The organism is Pseudorhizobium flavum (genome assembly GCF_044142885.1).
Lineage (GTDB): Bacteria > Pseudomonadota > Alphaproteobacteria > Rhizobiales > Rhizobiaceae > Neorhizobium > Neorhizobium flavum.
In genome coordinates, this window is record NZ_JBIOKZ010000002.1 from 259,354 (window position 1) to 286,066 (window position 26,713).

Below are 26,713 nucleotides of genomic sequence, written 5' to 3' on the forward strand. Positions count from 1 at the left end.
TGGCGTTTGCTTCGAGAGCTTAACGACAAGGCCGCTGGCTTGTTCCCACCGAATATCCCCTAGTTCAGCTGCGCCTCCGCGACAGCGTCCTTGAAGGTTTCGCGCGCTACCTCCGCGGATTCGCGGCCATCTAGGGCGGCAAGGCACGCATGCCGGGCCTTGACGAAGCGCGGCCCCTTGATGTTGGGCCAGTGGTGGTCCAGGAGATCAAGCGCCTCGAAGGCGCTGGAGACGGCGGTGACGCTGGTTGAGACAGGTCTTTGCCAAGGAACATTCTGCATATCATCCTCCCATGATGTCAGGTCTTCCGGCCAGATGGCCAAGACGTCCAGTGAACGTCCAGGAGTTGCAGCAGTTGCACTGCCCGTGAAGTGTAACACGACCCCAACTCGATCCCACTATCTTTTTGACGCACCCCGCCCGGGTGGAATTGTAGCGTGTCCTTAAATAAGTTCTTCACCCTGAACCCAGTCATCGCTCGACAGGTGTCTGCGAGAGTCTAGCCTACGGCCTCCAAACCTGGGGGATTGCATGCGTTTACCGAAACTCTTCACACTTCTTGGCCTTTCGCTCGCGATCGCGGCATCGCCGCTCGCCTTTGGCGCGGCCGACTTCTCATCCTTTGCGTTAGCCAAGGGAGGCGACGGTGGCGGCGGAGGAGGAGGTAACGGCGGCGGTGGCGGCAACGGCGGAGGCGGCGGCGGTAACGGTGGCGGTGGCGGCGGTGGCAACGGTGGCGGCAACGGCGGCGGAGGAGGGAACGGCGGCGGCGGCAATGGCGGCGGTGGAAATGGTGGCGGGAATGGCGGCGGCAGCAACGCTGGCGGAGGCGGAAGGAGCGGCAGCAGTTCCGCTTCCAATGGAGGGAATGGTAGCGGTTGGAGCAGCCTCTTTGGCGGCATCTTCGATGGAGGAAAAAGCCGCGACGCCCGCAGTGGAAAATCCGGTAGCTCATCAAAGAATGGCGGCAAGTCCGCAAAATCCGGACCCTCCGCCAGATCCGGAAAGACAGCCGGCTCCGTGAAGGACAAGAAAACCGGGTCGGGAAAGACTACGGCGGCTACGGCGAAGGTCACGACTCACCGCAGCAAGCCCACCACCGTGGGGGTTCCGACAAAAAAGCCGGCCGCTCAGCTCGCTGGCCTGAACTCCTTGAACCGCAACTACAAGGCGCTGATGAACTCAGCCGATCCGCGCATCAGCGCAATTTCGGCCTTCGCGATCGCCTATGCGCAGTATGAGATCGCCAACGGTGCGCCCCCCGCCATTGATGATCCAGAGCTGGGCGACGCAGCACTGGAGGCAGCACTTGCTGCGACTACGAAAAGCGGGACCCTAAGCCCGGAAGCCCTGTCATGGTCCAAGGAGGTGTTGGGCGTTGGCACGACGGTCGGTAAGATCGACGAGGTGCGTCAAGCTCTTGAGCTTCAGGCGGCCATCGTAGCCAACCCTCCTGAAGAGGATGAAGCGGTCACGGAGGAAGACGAGGCCGGTGAGACGGCAGAGGGCGACGATGTGGCCGCTGACGGCACAGGGGAGGGAGTTGTCTTCGAAGAGGCGGAGGATCTCAGCGGCATCGGAGAGCCAGACGTTGCTGCTGGTGCCGGGACGGACAATGGAACGGCTCCTTCGGCGGACACGGTCGCCCTGCCGCTCTGAGACAAGCCTGCAAGATTTAGGGGGAGAACAGCCCGGCCAGTGGGAGGCCGGGCTGTCCTGTCTTGTCGATTGATTAGAAGTCCATGCCCCCAGCAGGCATTGCGGGAGCGGCTTCCTTCTTCGGCTTTTCGGCGATCATTGCCTCCGTCGTCACCAGAAGGCCAGCAACCGAGGCTGCGTCCTGGAGCGCGGTCCGGACGACTTTGGCCGGATCGATCACGCCCATGGCGTAAAGATCACCATACTTATTGGTCTGGGCGTTCCAGCCGAAGGAGAACTCGGCCTTCTCGCGCAGCTTGCCAACGATGATGGAGCCTTCGGCACCGGCATTCTCCGCAATTTGGCGTACCGGAGCCTCGATGGCGCGGCGGACGATTTCAATGCCGACCTTCTGGTCGGGGTTGGCCGTCTTCACGTCATCGAGAGCCTTGACTGCACGTAGCAGGGCTACGCCGCCACCCGGGAGGATGCCTTCCTCGACGGCCGCGCGCGTAGCATGCAGCGCGTCGTCCACGCGATCCTTCTTCTCCTTCACTTCAACTTCCGTCGAGCCGCCGACGCGGATCACGGCAACGCCGCCAGCGAGCTTTGCAAGGCGTTCCTGCAGCTTCTCGCGGTCGTAGTCCGAGGTCGTCTCTTCGATCTGCGCCCGGATCTGATTGGCACGACCCTCGATTTCCGCCTTGGAGCCGGCGCCGTCGATGATCGTCGTATTCTCCTTCTCGATCGACACCTTCTTCGCGCGGCCGAGCATGTTGAGTGTGACATTCTCCAGCTTGATGCCGAGATCTTCGGAGATGACTGTGCCGCCCGTCAGGATAGCAATGTCCTCGAGCATCGCCTTGCGACGGTCGCCGAAGCCGGGTGCCTTGACGGCGGCAACCTTGAGGCCACCGCGCAGCTTGTTGACGACGAGTGTTGCGAGAGCTTCGCCTTCGACATCTTCAGCGATGATGAGGAGCGGCTTGCCCGACTGAACGACGGCTTCGAGGACCGGCAGCATGGCCTGCAGGTTGGAGAGCTTCTTCTCGTGGATCAGGATATAGGGGTCCTCGAGCTCGACGCGCATCTTGTCCTGATTGGTGACGAAGTAAGGAGAAAGATAGCCGCGGTCGAACTGCATGCCTTCGACGACTTCAAGTTCCGTCTCGGCGGTCTTGGCTTCCTCGACAGTGATGACACCCTCATTGCCGACCTTCTGCATGGCTTCAGCCAGATAGCGGCCGATCTCGGTATCTCCGTTCGCAGAGATCGTGCCGACCTGGGCGATCTCGGAATTGTTGGAGATCTTGCGGGCATTGTTCTTCAGTTCGGAAACCACCGCATCCACGGCGAGATCGATGCCGCGCTTCAGGTCCATCGGGTTCATACCCGAGGCAACGGCCTTGGCGCCTTCCTTGACGATGGCCTGAGCGAGAACGGTTGCGGTCGTGGTGCCGTCGCCGGCCAGGTCATTGGTCTTGGACGCGACCTCGCGTAGCATCTGGGCGCCCATGTTCTCGAACTTGTCTTCCAGTTCGATTTCCTTGGCGACGGAGACGCCGTCCTTGGTGATACGCGGTGCGCCGAAGGACTTGTCGATCACGACATTACGACCTTTCGGACCAAGCGTCACCTTCACGGCATTGGCAAGAACATCGACCCCACGCAGCATGCGTTCACGGGCATCGATGTTGAATTTGACGTCTTTAGCAGCCATGGTTCACTCCTCTATAGGCAGCTGGTTATGACTGAAACTGCGGCGCCCTCAGGCGGCCTTCTTCTCGGTGACCCGGGCCTCGATCACGCCCATCACGTCGCTTTCCTTCATGATCAGAAGGTCTTCGCCGTCAATCTTGATCTCGCTACCTGACCATTTTCCAAACAGGATGCGGTCGCCAACCTTAACGTCGAGCGCCTGGATCTGACCTTGCTCGCTGCGTGCGCCGGGGCCGACGGCGATCACTTCGCCTTCCTGCGGCTTTTCCTTCGCAGTATCGGGAATGATGATGCCGCCCTTGGTCTTCTCTTCCGAGTCGACGCGGCGGACGAGAATGCGATCATGAAGCGGTCGGAACGTCATGTTTTCCTCCTGGACAAACAATGATGATCAATTTCCCCCTGCCGGACCGGACGACCAATCCGGACAAGTGCCGATCCTCTGCTGTAGCAATCGGCGGCAATCGATTTGGTTGGGCATTTTTGTCTATTCAAGAGGCTTCAATAAAAAAATCAGCACTCGGTAATGGCGGCTGCTAACACCATGTAAAGGGCGTCTATTCCGTCTGGCAGTTACGGTTTCTGTTGATCGGAGGGCGTATTTGCGGCAGCCTGTCATGCGGTTGTAACGGAGATGAAGATGCGATTTTCGTCTGATCTGGAATACCAGCTGAACGGTTACGGCCTCACCACCGCCCACATCCTCTATCGCCTGCCGGATTTTGGCTCAGTACTGCAGACGTATGTCTGGCAGGACTACGACATGGCGCCCGATTTCCCCGAGATGCGCAAGTTCCTCGATTTCTGGGAGAGCAATCTGGAAGGGCCGCTTCATTCGATCCGCTACACTCATAAGCGGCTCATCGGACCTCAGGAGTGGAGACAGATCGACGGCGAGTTCAAGCTGCATTAAACGGAGGGACCGCTCCAGCGGCCCCAGGAATCAGACGGGCTGTCTCGCGTCTGCCGGTGCGTCGGTCAGGATTGCGGGCAGGTGATCGTCTTCGTAGGCGAGCAGTCCATGTCTGCGCGCGAAGGCCGCGAAGGCCGTTCGCGCAGTTTCAGCCTCGATCTCACCGGCCAGAGCGGCACGGCAGGCCTTCAGGGCAAGCGAATACAGGCGGTCCTTTTGCCATGACGGCCGGTCGTTCAGGAACGCTGTGGCGCCGAGCACACTCTCGATCTGGGCGGGGTAGCCGAGGCCGACGACAATCGGTACAGGGGCAAGAAAGCAAAGGTCACGCATCTCTCCTCCTCGGGTCATCAAGCTTCTATGTCAGCAGGTAACCGGATTGTCTTCCTGCTGGATCGCTGTGCAGTGGTTCCAGTAGGTGGTGGTCGGGGCGTCCCTTCACTAACAGGAGGACGCTCTTGAGCAACGTTGATCTGCGGGCTGCCCAACCCGAATCTACCGCCTGCGGACCCAAACCGCCTGAAAATATCGGATAAAGCCTGATTTTCTTCAAGATCGCGAGCAGACGATTTTAAGATTTTGCCGCTCGAATGAATCGGCAGCTTAGCCATGGTCGGCAGCGCAATTGTCATCCCCGGCGGAAGCTATATAACCAGTACGTAATCTGGCATGGGAATGGGTATGTTTCGGCGGACTGGCCTATCGAATTTCGATCTGAACGAGTTGTTCAATCTCTCTCCCAATCCCTACGTCCTCCTGGACCGGGATCTGCGTATGGTCGGTGCGAATAACGCGTATTTGGCGGCAACCGCGCGGTCCGAGGAGGAGGTCATCGGTCACCTCATGTTCGAGGTGTTTCCCAGCGACCCGAATTCCGGGCACGGAAAGATGCTGCGGGATTCCTTCGCCAGGGTGTTGGCAACCGGGGATGTCGACCATCTTCCGATGATCCCTTATCCCATTTCCGGTCCGGATGGACTGATGCAGAACCGGTATTGGAGTGCCACTCACACGCCGATCAAGGATGCCGAAGGCGCCGTGCTCTTCATTCTCCAGCACACGGTCGACGTGACTGAACTGCATACCCTTCGGCAGGGAGCGAGTGCTGCCGAAGACTGGAAGATGCAGACCGACCTGCTGCGCCGGGTGGACGCGGTTCAGGGGCAGAACCGTATTCTGGGGGAGGAGCGCGAGTACCTCCGCAAGCTGTTCGAGCAGGCGCCCGGATTCATGGCAGTGCTGCGTGAACCGGAGCACATCTTTACGATCGCCAATCGCTCCTATCGTGAACTGGTCGGTCGGGAGGACCTGATCGGCAAGGCCGTGCGGGATGCGCTTCCGGACATCAGCGGGCAGGGCTTCTACGAACTGCTCGACCAGGTCTATACGACGGGGGAACCTTATGCCGCCAACGCTGCACGGGTCGTCTTGGATCGGGGGGCGCTTGGGCCGCAGGAGCGCTATCTCGATTTTGTCTACCAGCCGATCCGAGATGCTGACGGCAAAGTGTCTGGCATATTCGTGCAGGGACACGACGTCACCGCCCTGAGACTGGCCCAGGAGACGGCCAAGGAAAACGAGAACCGTTTCCGAACGCTTGCACAATCGCTCCCCAACCAGGTCTGGACGGCGAGACCTAACGGCGAGGTAGAGTGGTGCAACGACCAGGTCTACCGCTACAGCGGTATGCAGAAGCTGCATTTCGATGCCAATAACCGCTCCGCCATGGTCCATCCCGACGATGCCGAGCGAGTCTCGGGTGAATGGCAGCAGTGTCTGCGCACCGGCAAGCTCCTTGAGGTGGAGTTGCGACTGCGCCGCAATGACGGCGTCTACAGGTGGTTCATCAGCCGAGCCGCGCCGTTGACCAACAGCGACGGCGACATCATCCTCTGGGTGGCTACCAACACCGATATCGAGGAACAGAAGCAGACTGAGTCCCATCTCGAATATCTGGCGGAATCGCTTGGTCAGACTATCGAAGCGCGCACCCAGGAGCTCGAACGCACGCAGGAGGCGCTGCGTCAGAGCCAGAAGATGGAGGCGATCGGCAACCTCGCCGGCGGCATCGCCCATGACTTCAACAATCTGCTGCAGGTCATCACCGGCAATCTCCAGCTCCTCGGCCGCGACCTTGCCGGAAACGAGGTTGCCGAAAGACGCGTCTCAGGCGCCCTGGCGGGTGCCGCCCGCGGCGCGCGGCTCGCGTCCCAGTTGCTCTCCTTCGGACGCCGACAGCCGCTTGAGCCGAAGGTCATCAATCTCTCGCGCCTGATCCGCGAGACGGATCAGCTGCTGCGGCGGAGCCTCGGGGAGGCGATCGAGATCGACACCATTGTAGGTGGCGGCCTGTGGAACACGCTGGTGGATCCGAGCAATGTCGAGAACGCCCTTCTCAACCTCGCAATCAACGCCCGGGACGCGATGGATGGAGAGGGCAAGCTGACGATCGAACTGGGCAATGCCTTTCTCGATGACGAATATGCGCGCAACGCCTATGACGTGAAGCCGGGGCAATATGTGATGGTTGCCGTCAGCGACACCGGGTGCGGCATGACGCCGGATATCCTGGAAAAGGTCTTCGATCCCTTCTTCACGACCAAGCCCGATGGCAAGGGCACCGGGCTCGGTCTCTCCATGGTCTATGGCTTCGTCAAGCAATCCGGCGGGCACATCAAGATCTACAGCGAGCCGGGCAACGGAACCACGGTGCGGATCTATCTTCCTCGATCGCTGGAGGCAGAGGATGTGGTTGCCGACAGTCTCGTCGGTCCCGTCACTGGCGGAACGGAAACAGTGCTTGTCGTGGAGGATGACGAGGCGGTACGCGAGGTCGCGGTCGGGCTGCTGACCGAACTCGGCTACAAGGTGCTTCGAGCCAAAGACGCGGACAGCGCACTGGCAATCGTCGAGAGCGGAGTGGCGATCGATCTGCTGTTCACGGATGTGGTGATGCCCGGCCGCCTCAAGAGCCGCGATCTCGCTCGCAAGGCGAAAGAGCGCCTGCCGATGCTCGGCGTACTCTTTACTTCCGGATACACCGAGAATTCCATCGTTCACGGGGGACGGCTCGATCCTGGCGTCAATCTGTTGAGCAAGCCCTATACGCGCGAGGCTCTCGCCAGGAAGCTGAGGCAGGCGATCGAGCAGGGTCGGGAAGAAGGTGCTTTGCGCAACCAAATGCCGGAACCGAATCCCGCCGCAAAGGATGCTCCGATCAACGTTCTTCTGTGCGAGGACGAGGCGCTGATCCGAATCTCGACCGCGGATTTCCTGCAGGATGCGGGAATGAACGTCATCGAAGCAGGCACTGCAGGCGAAGCAATCGCCGCTGCGGCCGGCCAGCCGATCGACGTGCTGGTCGCGGACGTGCACCTGCCCGACATGAGCGGAGTCGAGCTGGTGCGGGAGGTCAGGCAGCGCTTGCCGACGCTGCCGGTCATATTCGCAACGGGGGACCGCAAGGTGTCGGAAATGGACGGTCTGGAAAACACGGTCCTCATCACCAAGCCCTATGACTATGAGACGCTAGCAAGCCAGATCCGGTCAATGGCGTCGGCACGGGGCTAACCTGTGTCTTCTTCCTTGATGCCGACCGCGATCTCGGTCTTGCGTAGCAGCCAGAGGACAACGAGGCCGGTGATAGTGGCGATGACGGCTACGACCCACATGCCAAGCCCGACCGTAAGTCCCACACTGGCGGAAAGCCACATGCTTGCGCCGGTGGTCAATCCGCGGACGGACCCGCGGGTATAGACGACAACGCCGGCGGCGAGAAATGCCACGCCTGACGTCACTGCTTCCACAAGACGTATAGGATCCATCTGCGTATCGGTATCGCCCGTGCCTATGTTTTGCAGCATGTGCAGCGTCACCAGGGCATAGATGGTGGCGGCAAGGCCAATGAGCATGTTGGTGCGAATGCCGGCGGTATTCTTCCGGATTTCGCGTTCCAGGCCTATAAGACCGCAGAGAAAAAGGGCGCCGAAAATTCGCAGCAACAGGATCCGGATGTCGACGGGAGAAGTGTAGGAGAATTCGGCGGCCAGAACGTCAGTCATCGTAGGCGGTACCCGTCATGCGATCGTCATCCGACAACTGACGATCGGCGCGGTGGTTCCGACGTAAGGGCAGCCGGTTGATGCCGCCTTGGCGCTACAGCCTGCCTCCGGTCTCCTGAATTGCGCGGACCAGGCTGCCGGTCGCGGGAAAGAGCGGGATGAGGCAGGCCTGCAGTGCGTGGTAGATGTCACCCTTGCCCGGGAAGAGGGTATAGGAAGGTTCAAGATCCTCCGAAAGTTCCTCGTGCCAACCTCCGTTTGCGTGGTCGATGAAGCGGTTGGCGATCATGCTCCAGACCAGCCGATAGGTATCTTCGTAGAAATCATCGGCCGGCAGCTGCTCGTTCAGGAAATGCGCAGCACCCGTCGCCTCGCACATCGGCCACCAGAGCTTGCTGGTCTTGGCCGGCCGGTCGTCCCAGTCAAGCGTGTAGAAGAGCCCGCCACGTTTCTTGTCCCACCCCAGTGACATGGCCTGCACGAAGAGCGACTTGGCGGCCTCGGCCATCCAGCCATGCAGCTTGCCGCCCAATGACCAAAGCTGCAGCAGAAGCCGCGACCATTCCATCCAGTGACCGGGGGTCGTACCAGCGGGACGGAACATTTCGTTCCGGTGATAGTAGTTCCGGTCGATCTGCCATTCTGCATCGAAATGCTCCGCCACGCGAAAGCCAACGCTTCCAGCGGCGCGGCGGATGACCAGATCGGCAATGCTCTCGGCCTTCTCAAGATAATGTCTCTCGTCGGTGACTTCGAAGGCGGCCATCAGCGCCTCCGTGAGGTGCATGTTGGAATTCTGACCCCGATAGTCTCCGCCATCGATGAGCGACCAGTCGACTCCGAACTCCTCGGCAATCGCCCCATGTCGGCTTTCCCAGAAACGGGTATCGAGGTTTTCCGTTACGTCGGCGAGCATCTGGTCAGCCAGGGGATGGCCGGCAGCCTTTGCGGAAGAGGCCGCAAGCAGAACGAAGGCGTGTCCGTAGCCTTGCTTGGTATCGTCGACGGGCCCATCGTCATTCAACGACCAGAAGTAGCCGCCGTTGCGCTGGTCGCGGTGCTGCTGCCACAGGTAGCGGATGCCGTGATCGATAATGTCTCCGGCACCTGGCCGACCGAGCAGATAGGCGATCGAGTAGCAGTGGACCATGCGGGCCGACGTGTGGATGCCGCGTGTCGCGTTCTGCGGATCAAGGGGAAGACCGTCCGCTGTCAGGTCATGGAAGCCGCCCTTCGGATTGATGGCACGATACTGGAAGAAATCCATGAGCGCATCGGCTTGGCGCAGGAGCCACTGCCGATGGTAGTCGCGCTTCGCCCACGTCTTCGGCATCGCCGCCTGATCGCTCATGAAATCCTCCGGAAGCCAAAGATGTGGCCGCGAAGGTATAGCGGGAGCGGGCAGGGCTGTCATCGCGTTTGTAGGCGAAAGATGGTGTCGTCTGTTTGACATAAAGATATCTTTATGCGCTTATGAAGAAAGCCTATAAAGGAGAGATGCATGTTCGACGAGCTTTTCGGTCCGGAGGCTGCACCGCGTGACGGAAAGGAAGTGCTTGCCGCTCTTCAAAAGGCCGCCCGCGAGCGCATCCTGGTTATTGACGGGGCGATGGGCACCCAGATCCAGGGGCTGGGCTTCGACGAGGATCATTTCCGGGGCGAGCGGTTTGCGGGCTGTGCCTGCCATCAGCAGGGCAATAATGACCTGCTGATCCTTACCCAGCCCAAGGCTATCGAGGAGATCCATTACCGCTATGCCATGGCCGGCGCGGACATCCTGGAGACCAATACCTTTTCCTCCACGCGCATCGCCCAGGCTGACTACGAGATGGAGGGGGCCGTCTACGACCTGAACCGCGACGGTGCACGCCTCGCGCGCCGGGCGGCGCTGAGGGCGGAGAAGGAGGATGATCGCCGTCGCTTCGTTGCCGGCGCAATCGGTCCGACGAACCGGACGGCCTCCATTTCACCGGACGTCAACAATCCCGGCTATCGGGCAGTATCGTTCGACGACCTGCGGATCGCCTACGGCGAGCAGATCGACGGCCTGATCGACGGCGGCGCCGACATCATCCTCATCGAGACGATCTTCGACACGCTCAACGCCAAGGCAGCGATCTTTGCCTGCGAGGAGCGCTTCGCAGAGAAGGGCGTCCGCCTGCCGGTGATGATTTCCGGCACGATCACCGACCTCTCCGGGCGAACGCTGTCGGGACAGACCCCGTCGGCATTCTGGTACTCGGTGCGGCACGCCAACCCCTTCACGGTCGGCCTCAACTGCGCGCTCGGCGCCAATGCGATGCTGCCTCACCTGCAGGAACTTTCGGCGGTGGCCGACACCTTCATCTGCGCCTATCCGAATGCAGGCCTTCCAAACGAATTCGGCCAGTATGACGAGTCTCCCGCGGACATGGCCGGGCAGATCGAAGAGTTTGCCCGGGAGGGGCTGATCAACGTCGTCGGCGGTTGCTGCGGCTCGACCCCCGAGCATATCAAGGCCATTGCCGAAACCGTGTCGCGCTATCCTGCCCGCGAGGTACCGAAGCACAGGCCGCTGATGTCGCTGGCCGGGCTCGAGCCCTTCGTGCTGACCAAGGACATCCCCTTCGTCAATGTCGGCGAGCGGACCAATGTCACGGGTTCCGCCAAGTTTCGCAAGCTGATCACAGCCGGCGACTACACGGCGGCGCTGGCCGTTGCCCGCGACCAGGTGGAAAACGGCGCACAGGTCATCGACATCAACATGGACGAGGGGCTGATCGATTCCGGTCGGGCCATGGTGGAGTTCCTCAACCTCATCGCGGCCGAGCCTGACATCGCCAAGGTCCCGGTGATGATCGACTCCTCGAAGTTCGAGATCATCGAGGCCGGCCTGAAATGCGTCCAGGGCAAGGCCATCGTCAACTCCATCTCGCTGAAGGAGGGAGAAGAGAACTTCCTCCACCAGGCCCGACTGATCCGCAACTATGGCGCCGCCGTCGTCATCATGGCGTTCGACGAGGCGGGGCAGGCGGACAGCTACGAGCGCAAGGTCGAGATCTGCCAGCGCGCCTATAAGCTGCTGGTCGAGACGGTGGGCTTCCCACCCGAGGACATCATCTTCGACCCGAACATCTTTGCCGTGGCGACGGGCATTGAGGAACACGACAATTATGGCGTCGACTTCATCGAAGCGACGCGCACCATCCGCGAGAAGATGCCGCTGGTCCACATCTCCGGCGGCGTCTCCAACCTCTCCTTTTCCTTCCGCGGCAACGAGCCCGTGCGCGAGGCGATGCACGCCGTTTTCCTGTACCACGCCATCCAGGCGGGCATGGACATGGGCATCGTCAATGCAGGGCAGCTTGCAATCTACGAGAATATTGACGCCGATCTTCGCGAAGCCTGCGAGGATGTGGTGCTCAACAGGCACGACGACGCGACCGAGCGGCTCCTCGAGATCGCCGAGCGCTATCGCGGCGCTGCCGGCAAGGAGGCGAAGGCACAGGATCTGACCTGGCGTGAATGGCCTGTCGATAAGCGTCTGGCACATGCATTGGTCAACGGCATTACAGACTTCATCGAAGCGGACACGGAAGAGGCGCGTCTGCAGGCCAAGCGCCCACTCGATGTGATCGAAGGGCCGCTGATGGCAGGCATGAACGTCGTCGGCGACCTGTTCGGGTCCGGAAAGATGTTCCTGCCGCAGGTGGTAAAGTCGGCTCGCGTGATGAAGCAGGCGGTCGCGGTGCTCCTGCCTCACATGGAGGAGGAGAAGCGACTGGCCGGGGGCGATCAGCGCCAGTCTGCTGGCAAGGTGCTGATGGCGACCGTGAAGGGTGACGTCCACGACATCGGCAAAAACATTGTCGGCGTTGTTCTCGCCTGCAACAACTACGAGATCATCGATCTTGGCGTGATGGTGCCGGCGACGAAGATTCTGGAAACGGCGGTTGCGGAAAAGGTCGATATCATCGGCCTCTCCGGGCTCATCACGCCGTCTCTCGACGAGATGGTGCATGTGGCGTCCGAGATGGAGCGGCAAGGGTTCGACATCCCGCTGCTGATCGGTGGCGCAACGACCAGCCGCGTCCACACGGCTGTCAAGATCCATCCGCGCTATGAACGTGGGCAGGCGGTCTACGTCACCGATGCCAGCCGTGCGGTCGGCGTGGTGTCTTCGCTGCTCTCGTCTGAAGCGAAGGCCGGCTACGTGGACACCATCCGGGCCGAATATGCCAAGGTCGCGGCTGCCCATGCCCGCAGCGAACTGGAAAAGAAGCGTCTGCCGCTGGCACGGGCGCGCGAAAACGCCGAGAAGCTGGACTGGACGAACTATCGTCCGAAACGCCCGAGCTTCCTCGGGACGCGCAGCTTCGATCACTACGACCTGGCGGAACTGGCCCGCTATATCGATTGGACGCCGTTCTTCCAGACGTGGGAGCTGAAGGGACGGTTCCCGGCGATCCTTGAAGACGAGAAGCAGGGCGAGGCGGCCCGCCACCTGTGGGCCGACGCACAGGCGATGCTGGCGAAGATTATCGAGGAGAAATGGTTCAGGCCGCGTGCGGTGATCGGCTTCTGGCCGGCCAATACGGTGGGCGACGACATCCGGCTGTTTACCGACGAGACGCGCGCACAGGAACTTGCGACCTTCTTTACGCTCCGCCAGCAATTGTCGAAGCGCGACGGAAGGCCGAACGTCGCCCTGTCCGACTTCGTGGCACCCTTGGGCAGCGGTATCGAGGACTATGTCGGTGGTTTCGTGGTCACGGCCGGCTTCGAGGAGATCGCCATCGCCGAGCGTTTCGAGCGGGCGAACGACGATTATTCGTCGATCCTGGTGAAGGCGCTTGCCGACCGATTTGCAGAGGCATTTGCTGAACGCATGCACGAGCGGGTGCGCCAGGAGTTCTGGGGCTATGCGCCGGACGAGAACTTCACCAATGAGGAACTCGTCAGTGAAGCCTATGGCGGTATCCGGCCGGCACCGGGCTATCCGGCCCAGCCGGACCATACGGAGAAGGATACGCTTTTCCGTATTCTCGACGCCGAAGCCCAGACGGGGGTGACCCTGACCGAAGGCTATTCGATGTGGCCCGGTTCATCGGTCTCCGGCCTCTATATCGGTCATCCGGATTCCTACTACTTCGGCGTCGCCAAGGTGGAGCGGGACCAGGTGCGGGACTACGCTGCCCGAAAGGGTATGGAGATCGCCGCCGTAGAGCGCTGGCTCGGCCCAGTTCTGAACTATGTTCCGACCGGATCTGGGGAGGCGGAGGACGAGGCAGCCTGATCATCAGCCGGGCCAGGCGGGTGGTGGACGGTCTTAGTCCGCCACCACGAGCAGGTCCTGCGCCGAAAAGTTGAGCGTCACCTGCTCGCCGGGTGCAGGCATTCTGAGATCCGGGGCGTTGAACATGTCGAAGGATATGGCATTGCCGCCGACGTCGATCTTGGTGCGGACGACCGAGCCGAGGAAACTCGATGAGAGGACGGTTCCCTGCAAGGCACTGTCGCCGCCCTCGGAGATCGAGCCGGCTTCGGGGCGCAAGGCGAGCAGGATTGGTTCGCCGGCCTTGTGGCTCCCGGGCAGGTCGCGCAACCTGACTAACTGGTCGCCGATCCGGACGGTCTGCGCGGCCGGATCTTCCACCTTCGCGTCGATCATGTTGAGCGTTCCGACGAAGGAGGCGACGAAGCGAGTGGTTGGCCGATTGTAGATTTCCGAAGGTGTGCCGATCTGGTCGGCGCGGCCGGCATTCATCACGACGATGCGGTCGGAAATCGACAGGGCCTCCTCCTGGTCGTGCGTCACAAAGACCGTGGTGATGCCGAGCTGCCGCTGGATCTGGCGGATCTCCTCGCGCAGCGAGATGCGGATCTTCGCGTCGAGCGCCGATAGCGGTTCGTCCAGCAGCAGGAGTTGCGGCTTCGGCGCCAGCGCCCGGGCCAGCGCCACGCGCTGCTGCTGGCCGCCCGACATCTGGTACGGGTAGCGGTCGGCAAGGTGCTCGAGGCGGATGAGCGCCAGCATTTCCTTCACCCGCGCCTCGATCTGAGCCTTCGGCGTGCCCGCCACCTTGAGCCCGAAGGCGACATTGTCGAAGACGTTCATATTGGGGAACAGCGCGTAAGCCTGGAAGACCATGCCGATATTGCGCTGGTTCGTTTTCAGCCGGCTCTGGTCCCGGCCGTCGATGCTGATCGTACCGCCGGTCGGCGTCTCGAATCCGGCGATCATGCGCAGCACGGTCGTCTTGCCGCAGCCGGATGGGCCGAGGAAGGAGACGAACTCGCCCTTGTCGATCGACATGTTGAAGTCCTTCACCACCTGCACGGCGCCGAAGCTTTTCTGGAGGTTGTCGAGAACCAGGAACGACATGCAGTAGGATCCTTAGATGCGCGAGGGCGCCGCCTTGCTGAAACGCGACACGAGCTGGATGAGGCCAAGGCAGCCCCAGGTGATGGCGAAGGCAATGACGGACAGGGCGAACGGCTCGTAAGCCTTGTTGGCGCCGATCCGCTGCAGATACGGGCCGAACGCCGGGCGGTCGAGGAGGGCCGCCAGGGTGAACTCGCCGATGACGATCGCAAAGGTGAGGAAGGCACCCGAAAGTACCGCTGGAACCACGTTCGGAAGGATCACCCGGCGAAGGATCGTGAACCAGCCGGCGCCGAGGATCTGCGCGGCTTCCGTCAGGGTGGCGACGTCGATGGTTCTAAGCCCCGTATCGACCGCCCGGTACATGTAGGGCAGCGCCAGGATGGTATAGCCGAAGGCAAGGAGCGCGTTGGTGCCAAACACGGAGCCGGTCAGCGGCAGCCAGCTCGAAGTGTTGTAGAGCCGGATATAGCCAAAGACGACGACGATCGCCGGTATGACGAGCGGCAGGAGCGTGACGAATTCCACATAGGGACGGGCCCAGGGCATCTTCAGACGAACCCAGAATGCCGTCGGCACAACGATCAGGATGCCGATGGCGATCGTCACCAGTGCCATCACCACCGAATAGGTAAATGTCGCCTGGAACTGCGGGTCAGCGAAAACTTGCCGATAGGCATCGAAGGAGTAGACCCCTCGTCGTGCCTTCAAGGAAAACTCGAAGAGGCCGCCGAGCGGCACAAAGAAGTAGAGGAGGCCGAAGATCAGGACCGCCCAGCCGATGATGCGCGCCCCGATACTCATTTCAGCCACCTTTCGGCGCGGATGCGCAGCCAGATGTAGACCACGTTGGCAACGGCCGTGACAACGATCATCCCGAAGGCCATGGCATAGCCGAGGTTCGGATTGCCGAGCACATCCCCCCGAATCTGCGCGAAGAGCTGGATGGGCACAATGTTGAGGCTCGATCCGGTGAGGGCGATGGCGGTCGCGACGGCGCCGAAGGCATTGGCAAAGAGCAGCGCGAAGGTGCCGAGCAGCGACGGAAAGAGGATCGGCAGCGCAACCATCCGCCAGTACTGGAGGGTAGAGGCGCCGAGCACCTGTGCAGCCTCCCGCCATTCCCGGCGCAGCCCCTCCAGGGCGGGGGTGATGATGAGGATCATCAGCGGGATTTGGAAGAAAAGGTAGGTGACGGTCAGGCCCCAGAAGCTCAGGATGTTGAAGCCAAGGTCGCGTTGCAGGACGATCCCGAAGTTCTGGCGGAGCAAGACGGTGACGAGACCAACCGGACCAAAGGTCGCCAGGAAAGCGAAGGCCAGCGGCACTCCGGCGAAGTTGGAGGCGACTCCGGAGAAGGTCATCAGCGGGGAGCGGACCCAGCGAGGCACGGCGCCGAAGACAACGGCGACGGCCATTCCGAAGCCGATGAGGGATCCCAGCGCGGCGGAGGCGGCGGAGATCTTTATCGAGATCCAGTAGCTTGACGGGATTGTCCCGCTGTTGAGGTCGATGATGTTCTGCAGCGTGAACGACCCGTCACGCGTCTGGAAGGCGCCGATCACGATATGCATGGTCGGCATAAGCAGGAACAGCGTTACGAAGATCGCAAAGGGCGCCAGGCCGAGCCAGGTCAGTGGCAGGTGCAGCTGGGTTGCGGGAGAGCTATTGGTCATCGGCGCGGTCGTCTCCCTCGGCTCGGCTGTTGATCTGTGGCGAAAATACGGCGAGTGCCGTTCAAATGGCAAGCCCGGCCCGAATGCTTCGGACCGGGCCACTCAGTGGATGCGGATTACTGGACGTTGGCGCCGACGACGCTGTCCCAACCACCGGTGACGGCGGCCTTGTTGGCATTCTGCTCTTCGACCGTCGGGAAGACCGCCGCTTCGTAGCTTTCAGCCGGCGGCAGGGCGTCCATCAGTTCCTGCGGGATTTTGCCGGCCTTTGCCATGGCGTTGAAGCGTGCCGGGTGGCAATAGCCCTTGAGCCAGAGGTTCTGGCCCTCGTCCGAATAGAGGTATTCCATCCAGAGCTTGGCAGCGTTCGGATGCGGCGCATAGGCCGAGATGCCCTGGACGTAGACGCCCGCAAGTACGCCGGTCTTCGGAACGACGACTTCGACCGGCGGATTCTCCTTGAGTTCGTCGCGCCAGGCGAGGGCGTTGTAGTCCCATGCGACCGCGATCGGCGTGGCGCCCTGGGCGATTGTGCCCGCCTTGGCGATCACAGGTACAAAGTTGCCGGCCTTGTTCAGTTCGGCGAAGTACTCGAGACCAGCCTTGCCAGACTCCTCGCCAGGCTTGGCGCCTTTGGAAAGACCTGCAGCAAGCACGGCGAGGATCGCCTGGTTGGAAGCGCGCGGGTCACCGGCGAGGGCGACCTGGCCCGCATAGTCTGGCTTGAGGAGGTCGGCCCAGTCCTGCGGCACCGTCTCGACCATGTCCTTGTTCACGATGAAGGAGAGCACGCCGTAATAGTCACCGTACCAGTAGCCTTCGGCATCCTTGATGTCGTCCGGAATCTCGTCCCAGGTAGATACCTTGTAGGGCTGCAGCAGGCCCTCTTCCTTCATCTGCGGGCCGAAGGCTAGACCGACGTCAATGACGTCAGGGGCCTGCGGGCCCTTGTTGTCCTTGTTCGCCTTGATGGCTTCCACTTCATCGGCCGAGCCGGCATCGGGGTTCAGTTCGTTGACCTGGATTTCCGGGTACTTTGCCTTGAAGCCGGCGATGACTTCGCCATAGCCGCACCAGCTGTGGGGCAGCGCGATAGTGGTCAGCATCCCTTCCTTCTTGGCGGCTTCGATCAGTTCCGCACTGGGCTCGGCATAGGCCAGGCTCGTGGAGGCGATGACGACGGCAGTCGTCAGAGAGAGAAAGCGGTGGGTCTTGTTGAGCACGATATCCTCCTGAGGTTTGGTCGTGTGGCGGCGACTCGTAGAGCCGGTTCATGTACGGTATGTGACAGTCTGCACAGGTGAGTATTCGCTGATAAGTCTCTTGCACTGCAGGCTTTTCGCCGGACGCTCATTCCAGCTTGTGTCGGTGCGGACGGCGGAAAAGCCGCGATTGCTCGAAGAGCTCTTCGAGCGAGGTCATGCGTTCGCGCGTCCTGTCCCAGGTGGCGCTCTGCACAGCTTCGATCAGTGCCTCGACGAGAAAGAGAGTCACGACCGAGGAATCCCAGGCGCTGGGCGCTTCTATCCGGGCGCGGAAAGTGTGCCGGGCATGTTTCGCGACCGGCGAGCCCCAGATGTCGGTGATCAGGACGATCACGACGCCGTTCTGCCTTGCGACCTCCGCCAGTGTTGCCATTTCCTGCTCGTAACGGCGGATGTCGAAGATCACCAGAACATCGCCGCGGTTCATGTTCAGCACATGCTGCGGCCAGGAACTGGAATTGTTCGAGATCAACGTCGCTCTCGGGCGGATGACCTGCATGTGCGTGAAGAAGTATTCCGCGAGCGCCCCGGTGATGCGACCGCCGACGAAGTAGATGCTGCGATCGAGGTCGCCCAGCAGTGCTGCCGCACCTTCGAACGTCTTGGTATTCAGGTCGGAAAGTGTGTCGCGGAGGTTGGCGGTCACCGCTTCCGCGAAGCGATTGAGGATGTGCGTACCCGGCGCGTTGAGCGCCCATCGATCATGCTTGGTAATCGGATTGGAGATCGTTTCCTCAAGCTCGTGGTGCAGGTGGGACTGGAACTCCGGATATCCCTTGAACCCAAGCTTCTGCACCATGCGGGCAACTGTGGGCGTGGAAACGCCTGCGTTTTCCGCAATCGTCGTGATGCTCCCGAGGCCGGACACCGGATAGTTCTCCAAGATCCTGTCGGCCAGCTGCCTTTCGGCACGCGTCAGGCTGTCGTAGCGGGTGCGGATGACATCCGAGACGGTGCGTGCGGCGGTTGGCACTGATGCTGTTCCCTTCCGGTCTTCGCCGGTTGATGAGATTTAACTCTTCTTTCCGCCGGCAAGTCAATGCGCGTGATGAAGAGAAAATTTCAGAACTGCATTGACGGAGGAATGAAGATGAAGAATTCTCTTCGGCGTGTTCCACACTTGCGCTCCGGACGACATGCTGGCCGAAACGACATTCTTCACGGAAAATGACGGCGAGCCAGTCGCAATCGAAAACCCCCGGGGACGGGGCGAGGTGCTCCTGGTTTGTGAGCATGCTTCGCGCAGACTGCCGAAACGGTACGGCACCCTTGGACTCTCCGAGGACGCGCTTTCGTCGCATATCGCTTGGGATCCGGGTGCGCTCGCTGTTGCGCGGCTCATGTCGCAGAAGCTTGACGCCACGCTGATCTACCAGCGCTTTTCTCGGCTTGTCTATGACTGCAATCGCCCGCCGGAATCGCCCGCCGCCATCCGCGACGTCAGCGAGGTCTTCCGCATTCCGGGCAATGAGAACCTGTCGGAGGCGGAGAAGTCGCTGCGCACCACCTCGCTCTACCTGCCTTTCCAGGGAGCGATCCGCGACGAGATCGTGGCGCGGCGGGCGAGGGGATTGCAGACGGTGCTTGTCACGGTCCACAGCTTCACGCGCGTCTATTTTGGACAGGAGCGGGCGGTGGAAATCGGCATCCTCCACGATACGGATAGCCGTCTGGCCGACAGGATGCTGCAGGCAACTGCAGGGACGCACCCTTACCGGTTGGAACGGAACGAGCCCTACGGCCCGGCAGACGGCGTGACACACACACTCGAACTTCATGCCTTGCCTGCCGGGCTTCTGAACGTGATGATCGAAGTTCGCAACGACCTGATCGCCGACGAGGCTGGTCAGGGCGCGGCGGCAGACTTCCTCAGCAAGCTGCTGACGGAGAGCATTGGCCCGCTGACCAAGAACAACAAAAATGGCGGCTGACGAGGTGGAACGGACTGGGAGAATGAAAGGGTGCACGATCACACATTGCTAGTCGCGGCGGGCGCCGATGCCTGACGTGCTGAAGACTTATGTCCGCGTTGTCGACCGCTTCAATCGCGGGGTCGGCCGCGTGACCATGTACCTTATCTTCGTGATGATGGGCATCCTTCTCTGGTCGTCCATGTCGAAGGCCTTTTTCCTGCCTTCGCTCTGGACGCTGGAAATGGCCCAGTTCGTGATGGCCGCCTATTTTCTGCTTGGCGGCGCCTATTCGCTGCAGCTCGACTCGCATGTCAGGATGGACCTTGCCTATGGCCGCTGGTCGCCGCGAACCAAGGCAATCGTCGACGTGGTCACCATCTTCATGCTGTTTACCTACCTGTTCTTCCTCCTCTATGGCGGCATATCCAGCACCAACTACGCGATCCAGTATAACGAGACCAGCTACTCGTCCTGGTCGCCCTACATGGCGCCGATCAAGATCGTGATGGTGATCGGCATCTTCCTCACCCTCCTGCAGGCAACCTCCATCTTCATCAAGGATCTGGCGGTTGCGCTGGGAAGGCCGCTGGCATGAGTGCAGAACTGATCATCCTGTTCATGTTCTCCTCCATGCTGCTCAGCATGCTGACGGGGCAGCGCGTCTTTGCCGTGATCGGATTCGTCGGCGTCGTTGCTGCCGCCATCCTGTGGGGCAATGGCGGTTTCGAACTCGGCTTCTCGGCCGCGATGAAGCTGATGAAGTGGTATCCGCTCCTAACGCTGCCGATGTTCATCTTCATGGGCTATCTCCTGTCGGAATCGGGAATCGCCGAGGACCTCTACAAGGCCTTCCATGTCTGGATGGGCGGTCTTCGCGGCGGCCTCGCCGTCGGCACGATCGGCCTGATGGTCATCATCTCGGCGATGAACGGCCTTTCCGTTGCCGGCATGGCGATTGGCGCGACGATTGCGCTGCCGGAACTGCTCAAGCGCGGCTACGACAAGACCATGGTGACCGGTGTCATCCAGGCAGGTAGTTCGCTCGGAATCCTCGTTCCGCCAAGCGTGGTGCTGGTGCTCTACGGAATGATCGCCCGCCAGCCGGTCGGCCAGCTCTGGCTCGCCGGTGCCTTTCCGGGCCTGCTCCTCGCAGCTCTTTTCATCATCTACATCGTCATCCGCTGCCATCTGAACCCGGCACTGGGTCCGGTCCTCCCCAAGGAAGAGCGGGACATTCCGCTCTCGGAGAAGCTGAAGCTGCTTCGCGCCGGCGTCCTGCCGTTCCTTATCTTCTTCCTGATGATGGGGCTTTTCCTGATGGGCTATACCAGCCTCGTGGAAAGCTCCGCGGTCGGCGCGCTGTCCGCTCTGGTTGTGGCCGCCGTGAAGGGACGGCTCGGCAACGGCGTCTTGACGCGGACGATCGAGCAGACGCTCGGCATCACCTGCATGTTCATGTGGATCATTCTGGCCGCACTCTGCTTCGGCGCCGTTTTTGACGGACTGGGCGCGGTGCGCGCGATCGAGGGACTGCTGATCAACGATTGGGGCCTTTCACCCTGGACGATCCTCATCCTGATGCAGCTGTCGTTCATCCTGATGGGCATGTTCCTTGATGATACCGCCATGCTCGTCATCGTGGCGCCTCTCTACATCCCGCTGGTCGGCAAGCTCGGCTTCGACCTGATCTGGTACGGCGTCCTCTACACGATCACCTGCCAAATCTCCTACATGACGCCGCCCTTCGGCTATAATCTCTTCCTGATGCGCGCCATGGCGCCGCCGGAGGTTTCATTGGGAGACATCTACCGTTCGGTCTGGCCTTTCGTCATCATCATGATGATCGGGCTCGCCATCATCATGGCGTATCCGCAGATCGCACTCTGGCTGCCGGAGCATGTCAATGTTCGCGGCTAGCGCACTCGGAACATCAACAAGAGAGCCCGGGCAACGGGCCGGCTTCGCACCGGACAACTCGGTGCGGCGTGACTGTATCAATCATCAACAGAGGGAACAGACATGACCAACAGAAGACAATTCCTGAAGAAGGCGGGTTTGACCGCCGCTGCAGCCGCACCAGCCATGCTGGCCGCACCACATGTAAAGGCGCAGGCGCCGATCCGCTGGCGGCTGCAGACCTATGCGGGCCCGGCGCTTGCCGAGCACGTCGTCAAGCCGGCGATCGATTCCTTCAACAAGATCGCCGAAGGGCAGATGGAGATCGAGCTCTACACCGCCGACCAGCTCGTTCCCACGGGCGAACTTTTCCGCGCCATGCAGGCCGGCACGATCGATGCCGTGCAGTCCGACGACGATTCAATGAACTCGCCGGTCGATATCAAAGTCTTTGGTGGCTATTTCCCGTTCGCCTCTCGATATAGCCTGGACGTCCCGACGCTGTTCCACCAGTACGGCCTGAACGAGATCTGGGACGAGGCCTATAGCGAGGTCGGTGTGAAGTGGCTTTCTGCCGGTGCCTGGGACCCGTGCAACTTCGCCACCAACAAGCCGCTGAAGAGCCTTGAGGACCTCAAGGGCCTGCGCATCTTCACCTTCCCGACAGCGGGGCAGTTCCTCAACCGCTTCGGCGTCGTCCCGGTCACACTCCCGTGGGAGGACGTCCAGGTCGCGATGCAGACCGGCGAAATCGACGGGATCGCCTGGTCCGGCATTACCGAGGACTACACGGTCGGCTGGGCCGACGTGACGAAATATTTCCTCACGAACAACATTTCCGGTGCCTGGTGCGGGTCGTTCTTCGCCAACGCCGATCGCTGGAACGAGGTGCCGGACAATCTGAAGGAGCTCTTCAAGCTCACCATGGATTCCTCGCACTACTACCGCCAGTACTGGTACTGGGGTGGCGAGGCGCAGCTCCGCACCGAGGGCACCAAGCTTGAGCTGACCACCATCCCCGACGAGGAGTGGAAGACCGTCGAGGCGGAAGCCCTGAAGTTTTGGGATGAGATCGCCGCGACAAGCCCCCGCGCTGCCAAGGTCGTCGAGATCCTGAAGAAGTATCGCGACACGATGGAGAAGGCCGGACCTCCGTACCGATACAGCTAAATCAGCCGGGGACGGGGCCGCTGTGGCGGCCCCGTCCCTCCTCCGATCTTCGTCCCGATGGAAGTCTCCATGACCGCCACCTACACATTTGATGACCTGAAACGCGACGTCGCGGATGGTCGGATCGATACCGTACTCGCCTGCCTCGTGGACATGCAGGGCCGCCTGATGGGCAAGCGCTTCCAGGCGCAGTTCTTCGTTGAAGGCGCCTATGAGGAAACCCACAGCTGCAACTATCTGCTCGCCACCGACATGGAGATGGAGACCATTTCCGGCTACAAGGCGACGAGCTGGGAAAAGGGCTATGGCGACTATACGATGAAGCCGGACCTTTCGACGCTGCGGCGCATTCCCTGGCTCGAGGGAACCGCCCTGGTCCTCTGCGACGTTCTCGACCACCACACCCATGAAGAAGTGCCGCATTCGCCCCGCGCCATCCTCAAGAAGCAGGTCGCCCGGCTTGAAGCCAAGGGCATCAAGGCCTTCATGGCGACGGAACTTGAATTCTTCCTGTTCGACCAGACCTATGAGCAGGCCCACGCGTCCGGCTACCGCAATCTCAAGCTCGCCAGCGCGTACAACGAGGACTACCACATCTTCCAGACGAGCAAGGAAGAGGATGTGATGCGGGCAATCCGCAACGGGTTGCAGGGCGCCGGCATCCCGGTGGAGAACTCCAAGGGCGAGGCCTCGGCCGGCCAGGAGGAGATCAACGTCCGCTACGCCGATGCACTGACCATGGCCGACCGCCACGTAATCATCAAGAACGGCTGCAAGGAGATCGCCTGGTCGAAAGGCAAGGCGATCACCTTCCTTGCCAAGTGGAACTACAATGCCGCCGGCTCCTCCTCTCACATCCATCAGTCGCTGTGGAGCGCGGATGGCAAGACGCCGCTCTTCTTCGACAAGGACGCCGAGCACGGCATGTCGGAGACGATGAAGCACTACGTCGCGGGCCTGCTCGCCCATGCCGGCGAGATCACCTATTTCCTGGCGCCCTATATCAACTCCTACAAGCGCTTCATGGCCGGCACGTTCGCGCCCACCAAGGCGATCTGGTCAAAGGACAACCGCACGGCCGGCTATCGCCTCTGCGGTGACTCGACCAAAGGCATCCGCATCGAATGCCGCGTCGGTGGCTCCGATCTCAATCCTTATCTTGCCATGGCCGCGCTCCTTGCAGCCGGCATCGACGGGATCGAGAACAGAATGGAGCTGGAGCCGGCCTTCGAGGGTGACGCCTATGGTGGCAAGGACATTCGCGAAATTCCGCACACGCTGCGCGACGCGACGGCGCTGATGTCCGGCTCAGCCATGTTGCGCTCCGCCTTCGGTGACGACGTCGTCGACCATTATACCCGCGCCGCCCAGTGGGAGCAGGAAGAATACGATCGTCGCATCACCGATTGGGAAGTGGCGCGTGGCTTCGAAAGGGCCTAGTGCTCGACCGACAAGATCATAAACGACAGGAAGTGTGATCATGACCATGATCCAATGCATTTCGCCGGTCGACGGCTCGGTCTATGCCGAGCGACAGGCCATGGGTTTCGAGGAGGCTGCTGCGGCCGTTGACCGTGCCCGCAAGGCGCAGAAGAGCTGGGCCAAGCGGCCACTCGAGGAACGCGTCCAACTCGTCCTGAAGGGTGTCACCCGGCTGAACGAGATGGCCGAAGAAGTGGTGCCCGAACTCGCCTGGATGATGGGCCGCCCTATCCGCTATGGCGGCGAGTTCAAAGGCTTCAACGAACGCTCCAACTACGTCGCCTCGATCGCCGCCGATGCGCTGGCGCCGATGGTGGTGGAGGAGAGCGCGAGCTTCGAACGCCGCATCGAGCGCGAGCCCCATGGCGTCGTCTTCGTCATCGCCCCCTGGAACTACCCCTACATGACGGCGATCAATACCGTGGCGCCGGCGCTGATGGCCGGTAATACGGTCGTCATCAAGCATGCCTCGCAGACGCTGCTGGTCGGCGAGCGGCTGGTGCGCGCCTTTGTCGAGGCAGGCGTGCCGGGGGACGTCTTCGTCAACCTCTTCCTCGACCATGACACCACCTCGGCACTGATCGCCGCCGGCAAGTTCAACTTCATCAACTTCACCGGCTCGGTGGAAGGCGGACGCTCCATCGAGCGCGCAGCCGCAGGCACCTTCACCGGGCTCGGCCTCGAGCTCGGCGGCAAGGATCCCGGCTACGTCATGGAGGGCGCCGATCTCGATGCGGCTGTCGACACGCTGATGGATGGCGCCACCTACAATTCCGGACAGTGCTGCTGCGGTATCGAGCGCATCTATGTGCACGAATCGCTCTACGATCGGTTCGTCGAGAAGTCGGTCGCCTGGGTCTCGAACTACAAGCTCGGCAATCCCCTGGAGCAGGAGACGACGCTCGGGCCGATGGCGAACAAGCGTTTCGCAAAGGTCGTCCGGGAGCAGGTGGCGGATGCCGTTTCGCGCGGCGCGAAGGCGCTGGTCGATCCGAAGCTCTTTCCGGCCGATGACGGCGGCGCCTATCTGGCGCCGCAGGTTCTGGTGGATGTCGATCACTCCATGTCGTTCATGACCGAGGAGACCTTCGGTCCGGCCGTCGGGATCATGAAGGTGAAGACTGACGACGAAGCGATCGCGTTGATGAACGACAGCAAATACGGACTGACGGCATCGCTCTGGACGCAGGATGCGGAAAGGGCGGGACGGATCGGTCGTGAGATCGAAACTGGGACCGTCTTCATGAACCGCGCCGACTATCTCGATCCGGCGCTTTGCTGGACCGGCGTCAAGGAGACCGGCCGTGGTGGCTCACTCTCCGTCCTCGGCTTCCATAACCTGACCCGACCCAAGTCCTACCATCTGAAGAAAGTCACGAAATGAACATCGTCGCGAACTGGAGCTATCCGACCGCCGTCAAGCTCGGCCGGGGCCGGATCAAGGAACTGGCCGACGCCTGCAAGTCGCTCGGCATGAAGAAGCCGCTTCTGGTCACCGACCGTGGACTTGCTTCAATGGCGATCACCAGTCATGCACTGGATGTTCTGGAGGAGGCGGGCCTCGGTCGTGCTATTTTCGCCGACGTCGATCCCAATCCGAACGAGAAGAACCTGGAAGCAGGCGTGAAAGCGTTTCGCGATGGCGGGCACGATGGCGTGGTGGCCTTCGGCGGCGGTTCGGGCCTCGACCTCGGCAAGGCGGTTGCCTTCATGGTCGGCCAGACGCGGCCAGTCTGGGATTTCGAAGATATCGGTGACTGGTGGACGCGCGCCAGCACCGAGGGCATCGCACCCATCGTTGCGGTACCGACGACCGCCGGCACTGGGTCGGAAGTCGGTCGCGCCTCGGTGATCACCAATTCCGAGACTCATGTGAAGAAGATCATCTTCCACCCGAAGTTCCTGCCCGGCGTCGTGATCGCCGATCCTGAACTGACGGTCGGCATGCCGAAGATGATCACGGCCGGCACCGGCATGGACGCTTTCGCCCACTGCCTGGAAGCCTATTGCTCGCCCTTCTACCACCCGATGAGCCAAGGAATTGCGCTTGAGGGCATGCGGCTGGTCAAGGAATTCCTGCCGCGCGCCTACAGGGACGGGACCGATATCGAGGCGCGCACCAACATGATGTCCGCTGCGGCCATGGGGGCTGTTGCCTTCCAGAAGGGTCTTGGCGCGATCCATTCGCTGTCGCATCCGATCGGTGCCGTTTACAACACGCATCACGGCATGACGAATGCGGTTGTCATGCCGCCGGTGCTGCGCTTCAACCGGTCGGCGATCGAAGAGAAGATCGAGCGTGCGGCCGCATATCTCGGTATCAGCGGAGGCTTCGACGGCTTCTACGACTATGTCCTGTCGCTGCGGGCGGAACTCGGCGTACCGGAAAACCTGACGGCGATGGGCATCGGTCAGGATCGAATCGATGAGCTCGCCGCCATGGCGATCGAGGATCCCAGCTGCGGCGGCAATCCTGTGCCGATGACGCTGGAAAACACTCGGCTGCTCTTCGTCGACTGCTTCTGAAGCCGATCCGCTTGGCCAACCGGGAAGCCCCGAAGCCGATACTTCGGGGCTTTCCTATGCCGCAGCGACAAGTTACCCCTTATATCGTTG

General features: G+C 61.3%; 23 protein-coding genes. 12 read left to right on the top strand and 11 right to left on the bottom strand.

Going from position 1 to position 26,713, the window contains the following annotated elements; translation table 11 throughout:
- Window positions 1-59: 59 nt before the first annotated feature.
- The gene (locus ACEPP2_RS04770) at window positions 60-281 is read right to left on the bottom strand and encodes a DUF982 domain-containing protein (RefSeq protein ID WP_281976822.1); all 222 of its coding nucleotides are present in this window, start codon (window positions 279-281) and stop codon (window positions 60-62) included.
- 250 nt (window positions 282-531) lie between these two features.
- Here ACEPP2_RS04770 and ACEPP2_RS04775 point away from each other — a divergent pair, with 250 nt between their 5' ends.
- Window positions 532-1,659: a hypothetical protein gene (locus tag ACEPP2_RS04775; RefSeq protein ID WP_395515944.1), complete on the top strand. Its 1,128-nt coding sequence runs from the start codon at window positions 532-534 to the stop codon at window positions 1,657-1,659.
- Between the two features lie 73 nt (window positions 1,660-1,732).
- On the opposite strand, the gene groL is transcribed toward ACEPP2_RS04775, so the two are convergent.
- Together groL and groES are read right to left on the bottom strand one after the other, a co-directional pair.
- Window positions 1,733-3,358: a chaperonin GroEL gene (groL, locus tag ACEPP2_RS04780; protein ID WP_395515945.1), complete on the bottom strand. Its 1,626-nt coding sequence runs from the start codon at window positions 3,356-3,358 to the stop codon at window positions 1,733-1,735.
- 48 nt (window positions 3,359-3,406) lie between these two features.
- Entirely contained in the window at window positions 3,407-3,721 is a 315-nt protein-coding gene (gene groES / locus ACEPP2_RS04785; protein ID WP_395515946.1) for a co-chaperone GroES, read from the bottom strand.
- 20 nt (window positions 3,722-3,741) lie between these two features.
- On the opposite strand from groES, the gene ACEPP2_RS04790 reads away from it, so the two are divergent.
- Window positions 3,742-3,897: a hypothetical protein gene (locus ACEPP2_RS04790; RefSeq protein ID WP_395515947.1), complete on the top strand. Its 156-nt coding sequence runs from the start codon at window positions 3,742-3,744 to the stop codon at window positions 3,895-3,897.
- Window positions 3,898-3,997: 100 nt separating this feature from the next.
- Window positions 3,998-4,270 carry an usg protein gene (locus ACEPP2_RS04795; protein WP_395515948.1) on the top strand — a complete coding sequence of 91 codons (273 nt, stop codon included), beginning with the start codon at window positions 3,998-4,000 and terminating at the stop codon, window positions 4,268-4,270.
- Between the two features lie 30 nt (window positions 4,271-4,300).
- On the opposite strand, the gene ACEPP2_RS04800 is transcribed toward ACEPP2_RS04795, so the two are convergent.
- Complete coding sequence (locus tag ACEPP2_RS04800; RefSeq protein ID WP_152339866.1) at window positions 4,301-4,603, bottom strand: DUF982 domain-containing protein; 303 nt, start codon at window positions 4,601-4,603, stop codon at window positions 4,301-4,303.
- 348 nt (window positions 4,604-4,951) lie between these two features.
- Between ACEPP2_RS04800 and ACEPP2_RS04805 the strand changes: the two genes are divergently transcribed.
- Entirely contained in the window at window positions 4,952-7,840 is a 2,889-nt protein-coding gene (locus ACEPP2_RS04805; protein ID WP_395515949.1) for a hybrid sensor histidine kinase/response regulator, read from the top strand.
- Here ACEPP2_RS04805 and ACEPP2_RS04810 read toward each other — a convergent pair.
- Entirely contained in the window at window positions 7,837-8,331 is a 495-nt protein-coding gene (locus ACEPP2_RS04810) for an MgtC/SapB family protein (RefSeq protein ID WP_152339868.1), read from the bottom strand. The two genes, ACEPP2_RS04805 and ACEPP2_RS04810, sit on opposite strands and share 4 nt — an antisense overlap.
- A gap of 94 nt (window positions 8,332-8,425) precedes the next feature.
- Window positions 8,426-9,682 (bottom strand): AGE family epimerase/isomerase, encoded by a 1,257-nt coding sequence (locus ACEPP2_RS04815; RefSeq protein WP_395515950.1) that lies wholly within the window; start codon window positions 9,680-9,682, stop codon window positions 8,426-8,428.
- Window positions 9,683-9,832: 150 nt separating this feature from the next.
- Here ACEPP2_RS04815 and metH point away from each other — a divergent pair, with 150 nt between their 5' ends.
- Window positions 9,833-13,606: a methionine synthase gene (gene metH, locus ACEPP2_RS04820; RefSeq protein WP_395515951.1), complete on the top strand. Its 3,774-nt coding sequence runs from the start codon at window positions 9,833-9,835 to the stop codon at window positions 13,604-13,606.
- A 33-nt stretch (window positions 13,607-13,639) separates the two neighbouring features.
- On the opposite strand, the gene ACEPP2_RS04825 is transcribed toward metH, so the two are convergent.
- The 5 genes from ACEPP2_RS04825 to ACEPP2_RS04845 all read right to left on the bottom strand — a co-directional run bounded on the left by ACEPP2_RS04825 (window position 13,640) and on the right by ACEPP2_RS04845 (window position 18,609).
- Complete coding sequence (locus ACEPP2_RS04825; RefSeq protein WP_052638783.1) at window positions 13,640-14,695, bottom strand: ABC transporter ATP-binding protein; 1,056 nt, start codon at window positions 14,693-14,695, stop codon at window positions 13,640-13,642.
- Window positions 14,696-14,707: 12 nt separating this feature from the next.
- Window positions 14,708-15,499 carry an ABC transporter permease gene (locus tag ACEPP2_RS04830; RefSeq protein ID WP_077546657.1) on the bottom strand — a complete coding sequence of 264 codons (792 nt, stop codon included), beginning with the start codon at window positions 15,497-15,499 and terminating at the stop codon, window positions 14,708-14,710.
- A complete protein-coding gene (locus tag ACEPP2_RS04835) occupies window positions 15,496-16,371 on the bottom strand; it encodes an ABC transporter permease (protein ID WP_077546656.1) in 876 nt (291 codons plus the stop codon). The genes ACEPP2_RS04830 and ACEPP2_RS04835 overlap by 4 nt, the downstream gene beginning before the upstream one ends.
- Window positions 16,372-16,487: 116 nt before the next feature.
- Window positions 16,488-17,594: an ABC transporter substrate-binding protein gene (locus ACEPP2_RS04840; protein ID WP_395515952.1), complete on the bottom strand. Its 1,107-nt coding sequence runs from the start codon at window positions 17,592-17,594 to the stop codon at window positions 16,488-16,490.
- 127 nt (window positions 17,595-17,721) lie between these two features.
- Window positions 17,722-18,609, bottom strand: a complete 888-nt coding sequence (locus tag ACEPP2_RS04845; RefSeq protein ID WP_077546654.1) for a MurR/RpiR family transcriptional regulator — start codon at window positions 18,607-18,609, stop codon at window positions 17,722-17,724.
- A gap of 163 nt (window positions 18,610-18,772) precedes the next feature.
- Here ACEPP2_RS04845 and ACEPP2_RS04850 point away from each other — a divergent pair, with 163 nt between their 5' ends.
- From ACEPP2_RS04850 to ACEPP2_RS04880, 7 genes are all read left to right on the top strand, one after another.
- Entirely contained in the window at window positions 18,773-19,567 is a 795-nt protein-coding gene (locus tag ACEPP2_RS04850) for an N-formylglutamate amidohydrolase (protein WP_395516165.1), read from the top strand.
- Window positions 19,568-19,634: 67 nt separating this feature from the next.
- Complete coding sequence (locus tag ACEPP2_RS04855) at window positions 19,635-20,144, top strand: TRAP transporter small permease subunit (RefSeq protein ID WP_077546652.1); 510 nt, start codon at window positions 19,635-19,637, stop codon at window positions 20,142-20,144.
- Window positions 20,141-21,466 carry a TRAP transporter large permease gene (locus tag ACEPP2_RS04860; RefSeq protein WP_395515953.1) on the top strand — a complete coding sequence of 442 codons (1,326 nt, stop codon included), beginning with the start codon at window positions 20,141-20,143 and terminating at the stop codon, window positions 21,464-21,466. Before ACEPP2_RS04855 ends, ACEPP2_RS04860 begins: the two co-directional genes overlap by 4 nt.
- A 102-nt stretch (window positions 21,467-21,568) precedes the next feature.
- Window positions 21,569-22,615: a TRAP transporter substrate-binding protein gene (locus ACEPP2_RS04865; RefSeq protein ID WP_395515954.1), complete on the top strand. Its 1,047-nt coding sequence runs from the start codon at window positions 21,569-21,571 to the stop codon at window positions 22,613-22,615.
- 69 nt (window positions 22,616-22,684) lie between these two features.
- Window positions 22,685-24,055 carry a glutamine synthetase family protein gene (locus ACEPP2_RS04870; RefSeq protein WP_395515955.1) on the top strand — a complete coding sequence of 457 codons (1,371 nt, stop codon included), beginning with the start codon at window positions 22,685-22,687 and terminating at the stop codon, window positions 24,053-24,055.
- Between the two features lie 40 nt (window positions 24,056-24,095).
- Complete coding sequence (locus tag ACEPP2_RS04875) at window positions 24,096-25,481, top strand: aldehyde dehydrogenase family protein (protein ID WP_395515956.1); 1,386 nt, start codon at window positions 24,096-24,098, stop codon at window positions 25,479-25,481.
- Window positions 25,478-26,623 (top strand): iron-containing alcohol dehydrogenase, encoded by a 1,146-nt coding sequence (locus ACEPP2_RS04880; protein ID WP_395515957.1) that lies wholly within the window; start codon window positions 25,478-25,480, stop codon window positions 26,621-26,623. The genes ACEPP2_RS04875 and ACEPP2_RS04880 overlap by 4 nt, the downstream gene beginning before the upstream one ends.
- The last annotated feature ends 90 nt before the right edge of the window (window positions 26,624-26,713 follow it).

Coding starts and splice junctions, on each gene's coding strand:
- ACEPP2_RS04770 (WP_281976822.1), bottom strand. CDS start 281: ATGCAGAATGTTCCTTGGCAAAGACCTGTCTCAACCAGCGTCACCGCC.
- ACEPP2_RS04775 (WP_395515944.1), top strand. CDS start 532: ATGCGTTTACCGAAACTCTTCACACTTCTTGGCCTTTCGCTCGCGATC.
- groL (WP_395515945.1), bottom strand. CDS start 3,358: ATGGCTGCTAAAGACGTCAAATTCAACATCGATGCCCGTGAACGCATG.
- groES (WP_395515946.1), bottom strand. CDS start 3,721: ATGACGTTCCGACCGCTTCATGATCGCATTCTCGTCCGCCGCGTCGAC.
- ACEPP2_RS04790 (WP_395515947.1), top strand. CDS start 3,742: ATGATGATCAATTTCCCCCTGCCGGACCGGACGACCAATCCGGACAAG.
- ACEPP2_RS04795 (WP_395515948.1), top strand. CDS start 3,998: ATGCGATTTTCGTCTGATCTGGAATACCAGCTGAACGGTTACGGCCTC.
- ACEPP2_RS04800 (WP_152339866.1), bottom strand. CDS start 4,603: ATGCGTGACCTTTGCTTTCTTGCCCCTGTACCGATTGTCGTCGGCCTC.
- ACEPP2_RS04805 (WP_395515949.1), top strand. CDS start 4,952: ATGTTTCGGCGGACTGGCCTATCGAATTTCGATCTGAACGAGTTGTTC.
- ACEPP2_RS04810 (WP_152339868.1), bottom strand. CDS start 8,331: ATGACTGACGTTCTGGCCGCCGAATTCTCCTACACTTCTCCCGTCGAC.
- ACEPP2_RS04815 (WP_395515950.1), bottom strand. CDS start 9,682: ATGAGCGATCAGGCGGCGATGCCGAAGACGTGGGCGAAGCGCGACTAC.
- metH (WP_395515951.1), top strand. CDS start 9,833: ATGTTCGACGAGCTTTTCGGTCCGGAGGCTGCACCGCGTGACGGAAAG.
- ACEPP2_RS04825 (WP_052638783.1), bottom strand. CDS start 14,695: ATGTCGTTCCTGGTTCTCGACAACCTCCAGAAAAGCTTCGGCGCCGTG.
- ACEPP2_RS04830 (WP_077546657.1), bottom strand. CDS start 15,499: ATGAGTATCGGGGCGCGCATCATCGGCTGGGCGGTCCTGATCTTCGGC.
- ACEPP2_RS04835 (WP_077546656.1), bottom strand. CDS start 16,371: ATGACCAATAGCTCTCCCGCAACCCAGCTGCACCTGCCACTGACCTGG.
- ACEPP2_RS04850 (WP_395516165.1), top strand. CDS start 18,773: ATGCTGGCCGAAACGACATTCTTCACGGAAAATGACGGCGAGCCAGTC.
- ACEPP2_RS04855 (WP_077546652.1), top strand. CDS start 19,635: ATGCCTGACGTGCTGAAGACTTATGTCCGCGTTGTCGACCGCTTCAAT.
- ACEPP2_RS04860 (WP_395515953.1), top strand. CDS start 20,141: ATGAGTGCAGAACTGATCATCCTGTTCATGTTCTCCTCCATGCTGCTC.
- ACEPP2_RS04865 (WP_395515954.1), top strand. CDS start 21,569: ATGACCAACAGAAGACAATTCCTGAAGAAGGCGGGTTTGACCGCCGCT.
- ACEPP2_RS04870 (WP_395515955.1), top strand. CDS start 22,685: ATGACCGCCACCTACACATTTGATGACCTGAAACGCGACGTCGCGGAT.
- ACEPP2_RS04875 (WP_395515956.1), top strand. CDS start 24,096: ATGACCATGATCCAATGCATTTCGCCGGTCGACGGCTCGGTCTATGCC.
- ACEPP2_RS04880 (WP_395515957.1), top strand. CDS start 25,478: ATGAACATCGTCGCGAACTGGAGCTATCCGACCGCCGTCAAGCTCGGC.